Source organism: Candidatus Dadabacteria bacterium (assembly GCA_009837205.1).
Classification (GTDB): Bacteria; Desulfobacterota_D; UBA1144; order Nemesobacterales; family Nemesobacteraceae; genus Nemesobacter.
The window spans coordinates 1-9,989 of the sequence record VXTZ01000020.1; the positions used below are offsets into that span (position 1 = coordinate 1).

At 50.8% G+C, this 9,989-nt stretch carries 11 protein-coding genes; 2 read left to right on the plus strand and 9 right to left on the minus strand.

Annotated elements, in window-relative coordinates; genetic code table 11:
• The coding region (locus tag F4Z13_04260; GenBank protein MXZ48450.1) for a DUF4145 domain-containing protein at positions 1-345 on the plus strand (345 nt) is incomplete at its 5' end.
• 13 nt (positions 346-358) lie between these two features.
• Here the strand turns inward: F4Z13_04260 and acpS are convergent.
• The 9 genes from acpS to F4Z13_04305 form a co-directional block, all read right to left on the minus strand.
• Positions 359-736 carry a holo-[acyl-carrier-protein] synthase gene (acpS, locus tag F4Z13_04265; protein ID MXZ48451.1) on the minus strand — a complete coding sequence of 126 codons (378 nt, stop codon included), beginning with the start codon at positions 734-736 and terminating at the stop codon, positions 359-361.
• Positions 737-770: 34 nt separating this feature from the next.
• Positions 771-1,484: a pyridoxine 5'-phosphate synthase gene (locus F4Z13_04270; protein ID MXZ48452.1), complete on the minus strand. Its 714-nt coding sequence runs from the start codon at positions 1,482-1,484 to the stop codon at positions 771-773.
• Entirely contained in the window at positions 1,485-2,867 is a 1,383-nt protein-coding gene (locus F4Z13_04275) for a phosphoglucosamine mutase (protein MXZ48453.1), read from the minus strand. It abuts the gene before it with no gap.
• A gap of 3 nt (positions 2,868-2,870) precedes the next feature.
• Entirely contained in the window at positions 2,871-3,827 is a 957-nt protein-coding gene (locus F4Z13_04280) for a hypothetical protein (GenBank protein MXZ48454.1), read from the minus strand.
• Positions 3,827-4,624: a TIGR00159 family protein gene (locus F4Z13_04285; protein ID MXZ48455.1), complete on the minus strand. Its 798-nt coding sequence runs from the start codon at positions 4,622-4,624 to the stop codon at positions 3,827-3,829. Before F4Z13_04285 ends, F4Z13_04280 begins: the two co-directional genes overlap by 1 nt.
• Before the next feature lie 3 nt (positions 4,625-4,627).
• Entirely contained in the window at positions 4,628-5,413 is a 786-nt protein-coding gene (gene folP, locus F4Z13_04290) for a dihydropteroate synthase (GenBank protein ID MXZ48456.1), read from the minus strand.
• A gap of 171 nt (positions 5,414-5,584) precedes the next feature.
• A complete protein-coding gene (locus F4Z13_04295; protein ID MXZ48457.1) occupies positions 5,585-7,435 on the minus strand; it encodes an ATP-dependent metallopeptidase FtsH/Yme1/Tma family protein in 1,851 nt (616 codons plus the stop codon).
• A 96-nt stretch (positions 7,436-7,531) separates the two neighbouring features.
• The gene (locus F4Z13_04300; protein ID MXZ48458.1) at positions 7,532-8,443 is read right to left on the minus strand and encodes a cysteine synthase family protein; all 912 of its coding nucleotides are present in this window, start codon (positions 8,441-8,443) and stop codon (positions 7,532-7,534) included.
• A 34-nt stretch (positions 8,444-8,477) separates the two neighbouring features.
• Complete coding sequence (locus F4Z13_04305; protein MXZ48459.1) at positions 8,478-8,690, minus strand: hypothetical protein; 213 nt, start codon at positions 8,688-8,690, stop codon at positions 8,478-8,480.
• 154 nt (positions 8,691-8,844) lie between these two features.
• Between F4Z13_04305 and F4Z13_04310 the strand changes: the two genes are divergently transcribed.
• Positions 8,845-9,989 (plus strand): IS30 family transposase (locus F4Z13_04310; protein MXZ48460.1); only part of this gene is annotated, 1,145 nt, incomplete at its 3' end.

The following is a 9,989-nucleotide window of genomic DNA, read 5'->3' on the forward strand; positions in this document are numbered from 1 at the left end:
TCCCCCCGCGCGGCCTGTGCATTGCTGAGACTTGCTATAGAAATGCTTCTAAAACAGCTTGGAGGAACAGGAAACCTCAATGAAAATATAAAGAATTTAGTAGAAAAAGGACTTAATCCCAAGATACAACAATCATTAGACATTGTTAGGGTGACCGGCAATAATGCGATTCACCCTGGGAAGATTGATTCTTCGGAAACTGCAAATGTCCGGGTTCTTTTTGACCTAGTCAATGTAATTGCCGAATCTTTGATTACACAGCCTAACCGAATTCAGGAAATTTATAGCAGCCTTCCCGAAGGAAGCAAGGAAGCAATAGAAAAAAGGGATGAGAAAGCTGAATAGTTTATTGAAGGACTCAGTCCTCAAGTATAACTACGGCGACGGAGTATTCCCCGTCGTGTGATATGGTGGTATGAATTCGGGTCAGGCCCCTTTGTTCGGCGATTTCCTTTGTGCTTCCCCTGAGGTCTATGAAGGGTTTTCCAAGCTCGTTGCGCTTGACCGCTATGTTGTGAAATTTTATTCCCCGTCTGAACCCGGTGCCTAGCGCCTTCACAAAGGCTTCCTTGACCGCGTAGTTGGCGGCATAGCTTATGTTTCTGTTCTTGCCGTTACCGTTCTGGGCGAGTTCATCATCGGTGAAGACTTTTCGAAGGAACTTCTCTCCCCATCTCTCAATAAGGTTCTCTATGCGACTGTTGCGAACCATATCGATGCCTATGCCTGAAACCATCTCTTTTTGCCTTATGCCTTGCTGTAGAAAAATACTATAGCAGATTGATCATGTCTCTTACGGCTCCCTTCATTCCGGAGAGAACCGCCCGTGAAATTATGCTGTGGCCGATGTTGAGTTCCTCAATCCCGTCTATCTGTGAAACCGCGGTCACGTTAACGTAGTTGAGCCCGTGACCGGCGGATACCCTGAGTCGGTGGGAGAGGGCGTCTTCCGTTGATTTTCTGATCTTGTCAAGTTCCATCATCATACCGGTCTCGTCGCGGGCGTTTGCGTAACTTCCGGTGTGGAGTTCAACCATATGAGCGCCGGTCTGCGCGGAGGCGCTTATCTGTTCGGGGTCAGGGTCTATGAAAATGCTTACGAACAGCCCGGAACTCTTCAGTTTTTCAATCCCCGCGGCAATTCTCTCCGTATCCCCGCGCACGTCAAGTCCTCCTTCAGTGGTTATCTCCTGCCTTTTTTCCGGAACAAGGGTCACGACGTCGGGAAGCGTCTCGCACGCAATCTCGATCATTTCATCCGTTACGGCCATTTCCATGTTAAGCTTCGTCTGCACCGTCTGTCTCAGCAGAAGAAGGTCCCTTTCCTGAATGTGTCGGCGATCTTCACGAAGATGGACCACTATTCCGCTCGCTCCGGCGAGTTCAGCCTGCGCGGCTGCGGTCACGGGGTCGGGCTCGTCTCCCATCCTTGCCTGTCTCAGGGTTGCCACATGGTCAACGTTTACGTTCAGCCTGGTTTTCATCTACAGATTTCCTGTTCCTATGTTCTCGCTTATTACGGAAGATACGCGGGAAGCGATTCCGTTTATCAGGGTTTCATCCTCCCCCTCCACCATTACCCGCACCAGAAGTTCGGTTCCGGAATACCTGAGATTTATTCTTCCCTTGTCTCCAAGGATTTTTTCAGATTCCCTGACGACCTCGACAAGCCCCGGGATCTGCTCAAACGGTTTTTTCTCTTTGATTTCAAAACTGTTAAGAACCTGCGGAAACAAATCTATTATCCCGGCGAGCTCAGAAAGCCGTTTCCCCTTTCTTTTCATTATGCCCAGAATCTGAAGCGAGGCCAGTAAGCCGTCTCCCGTTGTCGAGTGGTCAAGAAACAGCAGGTGACCCGATTTCTCGCCTCCCAGGTTTGCTCCCAGTTCTCTCATTGCCTCTACCACGTACCTGTCTCCCACGCGGGTTCTCTCAAGTCTGAGGCCTTTTGCATTGAGGTAGTTCTCAAGGGCCATGTTGCTCATATGGGTAGCCACCACGGTGTCCGTTGCCAGGGTGCCGGTTTCAAGCATTTCGGATGAGCAGATCGCAAGCACATGGTCGCCGTCAACCTCATTTCCGTTTTCATCGCAGAAAACCACCCTGTCCGCGTCTCCGTCAAGCGCTATTCCTATGTCGGAACCGCTTCGCACTACTTCTTCGCAGAGTATTTCGGGGCGCAGGCTTCCGCAGTCAACGTTTATGTTCGTTCCGTTCGGCTCAGTGCCGATCGTGATCACCTCGGCCCCAAGTTCCTCGAAGATTATGGGTGCGACCTTGTACGCGGCTCCGTTGGCGCAGTCAACCACGATCTTCACCCCATCGAGCGTAAGATCATCAGGGAAGGTGTTTTTGAGAAACACTATGTAGCGTCCGACCGCGTCCTCGATTCTTTTCGCCTTTCCCGTCAGGGGAGGGGGGCTTAACTGTTTTTCTCCGAGAACCATGTTCTCTATTTCAGCCTCCGTTGTGTCCGGGAGCTTGAAGCCCGTGGAATCGAATATCTTTATTCCGTTATCGGTGTAGGGATTGTGTGACGCGGAGATGACCACGCCGGCCGTGGCTCTCATGTTTGAAGTGATAAAGGCTATCGCCGGAGTGGGCAGGGGACCAACGAGCAGTACGTCGGCTCCCATGGACGTTATGCCCGAGGCTATTGCCTGTTCGAAGACATAGCCTGAAAGGCGGGTGTCTTTGCCGACGAGTATCTTCACGTGGCCGCCCGTTTTCCCGGACAGATATTTTGTGAGCGCTTTTCCGAGGGCAAGCGATACCTCGGGGGTCATTGGATAGGTGTTGGTAACCCCTCTTATTCCATCGGTTCCAAAAATCTTTCTTTCGGGAAATTCAGATGCGGACTTTTTCATGATTTACGTCTCGGGGGATTCTTCTGGGGGAGGCGGTTTGACCCTGACCCTGACACTCGTCGGAGAGGTCTTCGTAAGTTTCAGCAGGTCTGAATTTGGATACTGAACTTTTACCCTGAGTCTTTTCACCCTGCTCTCGCCCATCTCTGCCCCGTCTATGAAAACTTTGACATCATTGCTCGTAAGGTCGTTGATGGTCTTGTAGGGGCCGTTGAATACCAATGTGGCCTTAAGCTCGGGAGTTGTAGTGTATTCAAGTTCTCCGAAATTCCGGGGAACTATGTCGACGTCCCGAAACTCCTTGGACAGTATTATCTCTTTTATGTAAACCGTTACGTTCACGTGATCGCCTTCGAGGACTTCCATGTACTGGGATGGCAGCTGCAGCTGCACCGGCGCCGTGAACTCGGCTTTTTCGCCTTCAAGCTTTATTTTCGCCGTTTCTATGCTTTCCAGCTTGCCAAGCTGCGAAGCGGGCCCTTTTACCTTTACGAATTGCGGGACGATCTTTAATTTCTTCGATATCTCGTAGCCGGAGTCCGGTTCTCCGAGCACGGGTTTCACTTTGAATCTTTTCGTCACAAGCATGTCTATGTTAAGAGAGAGCTTCGAGGGCCTCGCAGCGACTATATCGATTCCTCTGGGAACTATCTGCGATGCCGCGCGCTTTAAGTCTATTTTAAGAACACCCCGTTCCGTTTTCTGCAGGTCAACGGGAATTGACTTGTTCGAGAAGGCAAATGAAGAGAGCAGGTTTCTCGCTCCCCTGAGAGAGAGGTCAACATTTTCGGGGGCATTGTTCACGATAATAAGGTCTTCAGGCAGGCCACTCAGGTGAAGCGGAATCCTGACGTCCCTTTCCACGTCAAGTTCGAAGTTCGTAAATGCCCAGAGAATTACCGCCAGCGCGAGTGCGATTGTTTTTTTTGTAAGACCTTGAAAGAAAGGTTTTTTCTCCATCAGGCTTTTCCTGCCTGGCCTGCTTTTATGCTGCTCAGGCTCTCGGTGGTAAGTTCGGAAACCAGACTCGGCTTAAGCAATTTATCGTTAGCGATTCTTTTAAGTTCTCCGTCCGCCGCCAGCGAGATCTTCCCCGTTTCCTCGGACACGATTACAACGACAGCGTCAGTCTCGTTGGAGAGCTTTATTGCCGCCCTGTGCCTTGTTCCAAGCTCCGTTCCCAGTTCAAGGTCCGTACTGATCGGGAAAAAGCACCCGGCTGAAACAATAACGTCGTCTTTGACTATCACTCCTCCGTCGTGAAGGGGGGACGCCGGGTTGAAAATGGTTATAAGCATCTCGCTTGATAAGCTGGCGTTAATGGGTCTTCCGGGAAACACTCTTAGGCTCTCCTGCCTTTCAATGGCTATCAGGGCTCCGATTTTCCTTGAAGAGAGAAAAGAGCAGGCATCCCCCAGCTCTTCTATCATTGCTTCGTTTGCGGCATGTTTTGCGAGACTGAAGAGAAGAGGTTTTTTCCCTATGTTCGCAAGCCCTCTCCTTATGTCATCCTGGAAGAGAATTATTATTATGAGGATAGCGAAGCCGAGAAAGTGGGTAAGCACCCAGTTGAGCGTGAAAAACCCCCATTTCCTCGAGGCGAAGTAAAGAACTGCCATAGCCACGAGTCCTACCAGGATCTGCGAGCTTCTGGTTCCCTCTATGGCCTTCAGTACGTAGAAAAATATTATGGCGACGATCAGGATATCCAGACTGTCGGAAAAGAATCGAAAGTTCTGTATGGTAGAATCTGTCATATCCTAGGTAGCCCCGTATATGCTCTTTACCGTCCTAATCGCCTGCACTGTCTCAAGTACATCATGAACTCTTACGATAGAAATACCCTTGAGCATTGATATTATTACTGAACAGACGGATCCTATCAATCTTTGCTCAGCAAGCGGGCTTCCCAGGATTTCTCCTATAAAGGATTTTCGCGAGGTTCCGATGCAGACCGGAAACCCGAGCCGGCAGAATTCCTCAAGCTTTCTTATGATTTCGAGGTTCTGCGGGGTGGTTTTTCCGAATCCGATACCCGGGTCAATTATTATGTGGTCCCGTGGCACTCCCGCTGCCATTGCCGTCTGGGTCGAATTCAAAAGAAAGTCCGTTATGTCGGGAATAAGCGAACTGTATTGGGTTTTCTCCTGCATGTCCAGCGGTCGCGAACTCGTGTGGGTGAGTACGATTGCGGCTCCTTTCTCCGATACTTTCTGCGCCACCTGCGGTTCGAAACTCAGTCCGCTTATATCGTTTACCATCGAGGCTCCGCACCCAAGAGCTTCCTCGGCGACAGCCGCTTTTGTGGTGTCGACGGATATTACGGTGTCAAATTCCGCCGAAGCCGCCTCTATTACCGGTATAACCCTGTCAAGCTCTTCTTCCGTGCTCACGCCGAGAGAACCCGGCCTAGTGGATTCTCCTCCTATGTCGATAATATCGGCCCCGTCTCTGATTAAAGAGGCGATTCTCCCGAGAGCTTTTTGGGGATCATTGTACGCTCCGCCGTCATAAAAGGAGTCCGGCGTCATGTTCACGATTCCCATGACGAGGGGTTTTTGGCTGAGATCCAGTTCTTTTGAACCGAGTTTTACCAAATGATGTTCTGGTGCGTTCTGATTTGCTTTATGGACTGAGGACTTTGGCAAACGGCTTTTACTCCCGGTTTTGCAAAGACAGCCAGAAAACAGCGGCGGGGCAGGGCAAAGCCGTAGGGATCAGACCCTGCTGGTTATATCGAACGGCTTTTTCACTTCCGGCCTGAACTCACGTGTTTTTGACACCAGTTCGTCAAGTTCCGCCGAGTCTATAACTTCTTTTTCAAGAAGCAGGGAAGAGAGCTCATGCAGAAGATCCAGATTGTCTCCGAGGAGCTTCATTACCTCGTCGTAGCTTTCGTTCACGATCTTCCTTGTCTCCTGATCGATCTGCACCGCGGTATCTTCGCTGTAATCGCTTTTTCTCGAAATTTCCCTGCCTAAGAAAGGCTGCTGTTCCCCTTTGCCGAAAGTTACCGGTCCCACAACTTCGCTCATTCCCCATTCGCATACCATTTTCTTGGCTATGTCGGTAACTCTCTCAAGGTCGTTTGCGGCGCCGCTGGTTCTTTCGGAGAATACAAGTTCTTCGGCGGCCCTGCCTCCCAGAAGCACCTTTACTGTGGAAAGGAGATAGGTTCTCGACAGGGTGTACTTGTCTTCAAGGGGGAGCTGCTGAGTAACTCCGAGAGCCATTCCTCTCGGTATGATCGTCACCTTGTGTATGGGATCGGCCTCGGGAGTAAGTTTCGCTACGAGCGCGTGTCCGGCCTCGTGATAAGCGGTGATTTTTCTCTCTTTTTCGCTTATCAGCATACTTTTTCTCTCAACTCCCATTGTGACCTTGTCTTTTGCGTATTCAAAATCTTCTATGGAGACCTGCTCCTTGTCGTTGCGGGCAGCATGAAGGACCGACTCGTTGACCAGATTTTCAAGGTCGGCTCCGGAGAAACCCGGGGTGGACCTAGCGATCACCGAAAGATCAACGTCATCAGCCATCGGGGTGTCTTTTGAATGAACGACCAGAATGGCTTCTCTTCCCCTGACATCCGGCCTCGGGACGACAACCTGGCGGTCAAACCTCCCGGGCCTGAGAAGCGCCGGGTCAAGCACGTCCGGGCGGTTCGTGGCGGCCATGACTATAATGCCTTCGTTTCCTTCAAAGCCGTCCATCTCGACCAGAAGCTGGTTAAGGGTCTGCTCCCTTTCGTCGTGGCCTCCTCCTAGTCCTGCTCCCCTGTGTCTTCCCACGGCGTCGAGTTCGTCAACGAATATTATGCAAGGGGCGTTTTTCTTGGCCTGTATGAACAGGTCCCTTACCCTTGAAGCTCCGACTCCGACGAACATCTCCACGAAGTCACTACCGCTTATGATGAAAAACGGTACTCCCGCTTCTCCGGCTATGGCCTTTGCCAGAAGTGTTTTTCCCGTTCCCGGGGGACCGACCAGAAGAACTCCTTTAGGTATTCTTCCCCCAAGCCGCGTGAATTTCTCCGGACTTTTCAGGAACTCCACTATTTCGCTTACTTCCTCTTTTGCCTCCTCGACTCCGGCCACATCCTTAAAGGTGATCTTGTTTTGTTCATCGGAGAGCATCCTCGCGCGGTTTTTTCCGAAGCTCATCGCCTTCGTTCCCCCGGCCTGTACCTGTCTCATGAAGAAGACCATCAGGGCGACCAGTATGAAAAGAGGGCCCCAGTTTATCAGTATCTGTGTAAGCGAACTTTGTTTGCGACGGGAAAAACTGAACTCTACGCCGCTTTGCTCAAGCTTTGCGATAAGGAGCTCTCCCGCGGGACCGGTGGTTATGAATCCGCGGTCTTCGGGGTCGGCGTTCTTAAGCTCTCCCCTTATTATGTTTTCGCCGAACTCTATCTTGGCTATCCTGTTGTTATCCAGGTGTTCCAGGAATTTGCTGTAGGATATCTCCGAGTAGACGTTTGCCGAGGTGTTCATGAACTGGTACACGGCGAACACTCCGACGAACATGGCCACCCAGAGCACAAGGTTTTTAAAAATATTTGCTGACATGCGTCGTTATTCCTCTGTCTTTACGCAACTTTCACGCGGATAAACATATCCAAAGAGTAAAATAACATAGTTAAATTTTCATTTCAAACGGGTTTTTTAATCGTAAAGGTCGGTCCCCAGGTACATTTCTCCGCTGTCGCAGAAAGTTACAAGCACCTGGCCGCCGTCTCGAAGTTCTTCTGAGATCCCAAGGGCCGCGCTGAGGCAGGCTCCCGAAGATATTCCGACCAGTATGCCTTCCTCGGAAGCGAGAGTCTTGGTGCATTCACGGGCATCTTCCGTGGAAACCGCGTAGATTCTGTCAATCACGCCGGTATCAAGTTTCTCGGGAACAAAACCGGGCGATATTCCGCAGATGCCGTGAGGACCTTCCTTTCCCTCGGAAAGAGTAGGGCATTCGGTGGGTTCGACCACCACTACCTTGAGGTCGGGATAGATTTTTTTGAGTTCGGAGCCCACTCCCATTACCGTTCCCCCGCTTCCGACTCCGCACACAAAGGCATCGAGATGTCCCGGTATCTGGTTTTTTATTTCTTTTGCGGTCTCCTCGCGGTGAATCTCTATGTCCGCGGTGTTTTTGAACTGGTCAAGAAAATAGGAATCCGGGTTTTCGCGTTCTATCTCACGAGCCTTTTCTCTCGATCCTCGAAGCCCCAGGCTTGGATCGGTAAGAACCGCTTGTCCCTTAAATGCTTTTATTACCTGGATTTTCTCTTTTGCCGTATTCTCGGGCATAACAACGGTGAAGTCGTAGCCGCCTGCCCGGCAGCAGAGGGCTATTCCTATCGCGGTATTTCCGCTTGACGCTTCGATCACGGTTGTTTTACCGGGTTCTATTAGGTTTTCGTGCTCCGCTTGTCTTAGCATGGCGATACATGCCCTGTCCTTTATGCTGCCAGCGGGGTTTAAGTTCTCAAGCTTTGCCCATATCTTTGAGCGTCCGTCTTTCGGTACGCTTCTGAGCCTTATTACCGGAGTGTTGCCGATGCAGTCAATCAGGTTTGCCATTTGCGTGTTTTTCGTGCGGATTTTCCGTGCCCGGTCAATACACAAGAAAAGGGATTATGTCTTTGAGCGCGCTGCCGTCTTTGCTTTTGATCTCAGCCAGTATTTCTCTTATCTGCTCCCACGTCATGTCTTCTTTTCTGATCTCGTTTTTGAGTTTCAGAATAAGTACTTTTATTTCCTGGTCCGTCACGCCTTTTACGTATGAACTGAGAGCGGCCATCGCTTCATCTTCAGAAAAATGTGTCATTGGTATAATTGCCGATTAAAATAACGCCCCGTGAACATTGAAGTGCAACACCCCTAAAATCAGGGTTTGAGTCCTTATGAGGGATACACCTCAATTTGAAGGGGCCAAGCAACAAAGATAATCTCTAAAGTTAACACACTAAGGAGGTTATCTGATGTCATATAAGCACTTGACCCCAAAAGAAAGGTTCCTGATCCACCACTATTTGCAAGAAGACTGCTCGCGGCGCAAGATTGCCAAAACCCTCAGACGCAATCCCTCTACGATCAGTCGAGAGATAAGGCGTAACACCGGTAAACGTGGTTACCGATACAAGCAGGCAGATGAATCGGCGAAGCGTCGTCGCGGGGAAGCATCAGCAGTTCCCCGCAAGATGACCCCGGAGCATTGGGCAATGGTGGAAAACCGGCTGGTCAACAAGCACTGGAGCCCCGACCAGATATCCGGGAGATTCCACCGTGACGGGGTGGTCTCGGTAAGCGCAAAGTGGATATACAACCACATCTGGGAGGACAGAAAGGCAGGAGGAGTTCTGCACAAGAGTCTGCGCAGACGGGGAAAGAAACCCAACCGCAGAGGCAGAGACGGTTCTGGGCGAGGTGTTATCCCGGGGAGGGTGGACATAAGCAAACGTCCTGTGGAAGTTGAAGACAAAACAAGGGTCGGAGACTGGGAGGCTGACACCATAACAGGCACAAGGCATCTTGGAGCAATTGTTTCCCTGGTAGACCATCACTCTAAATTCGCGTTTCTAAGCAAGGCAGGACAAAAGACAGCAGAGAATGTAGGAAGTGCTGTGGTGAGGTGTCTTGAGCCGGTTAAGGAGCTTGTGCACACCATAACGGCGGACAACGGCAAGGAGTTCTCCGGGCACGCCGCGGTGTCTGAGGAGCTTTGTGCGGGGTTTTACTTCGCTACGCCATACCATTCGTGGGAGAGGGGGCTAAATGAGCATACAAACGGTCTGGTGCGGGAGTTCTTTCCAAAATCCAAGGACTTACGCAAGGTAGGTCCTCGGGAGGTAAAGAGGGTGGAAGAGTTGCTCAACACCAGGGGCCGAGGCGGGTGCTTGACTACAGAACCCCTGCCGAGGTGTTCTGCGAGGCGCTGGAGGCAGTTGGAGGAAAGAGTTCGGTTGTGTCTGAGCTGTGTTCGTGGAGGGAGTGAAGTTCGGATTTGCAGTCTGAATATGTTGATAGGGGAGGTTTTTAGTTGTGGGAGAATTACGTTCTGTTTAGGGGGCAACGCAATACGGAATGCAATTGCTGGACAAAGCTCTTCTTCGCTCGGGCTCGCCCT

Coding starts and splice junctions, on each gene's coding strand:
- F4Z13_04305 (MXZ48459.1), bottom strand. CDS start 8,690: ATGACACATTTTTCTGAAGATGAAGCGATGGCCGCTCTCAGTTCATAC.
- F4Z13_04285 (MXZ48455.1), bottom strand. CDS start 4,624: ATGACAGATTCTACCATACAGAACTTTCGATTCTTTTCCGACAGTCTG.
- F4Z13_04300 (MXZ48458.1), bottom strand. CDS start 8,443: ATGGCAAACCTGATTGACTGCATCGGCAACACTCCGGTAATAAGGCTC.
- F4Z13_04280 (MXZ48454.1), bottom strand. CDS start 3,827: ATGGAGAAAAAACCTTTCTTTCAAGGTCTTACAAAAAAAACAATCGCA.
- F4Z13_04275 (MXZ48453.1), bottom strand. CDS start 2,867: ATGAAAAAGTCCGCATCTGAATTTCCCGAAAGAAAGATTTTTGGAACC.
- folP (MXZ48456.1), bottom strand. CDS start 5,413: ATGGGAATCGTGAACATGACGCCGGACTCCTTTTATGACGGCGGAGCG.
- F4Z13_04295 (MXZ48457.1), bottom strand. CDS start 7,435: ATGTCAGCAAATATTTTTAAAAACCTTGTGCTCTGGGTGGCCATGTTC.
- F4Z13_04270 (MXZ48452.1), bottom strand. CDS start 1,484: ATGAAAACCAGGCTGAACGTAAACGTTGACCATGTGGCAACCCTGAGA.
- acpS (MXZ48451.1), bottom strand. CDS start 736: ATGGTTTCAGGCATAGGCATCGATATGGTTCGCAACAGTCGCATAGAG.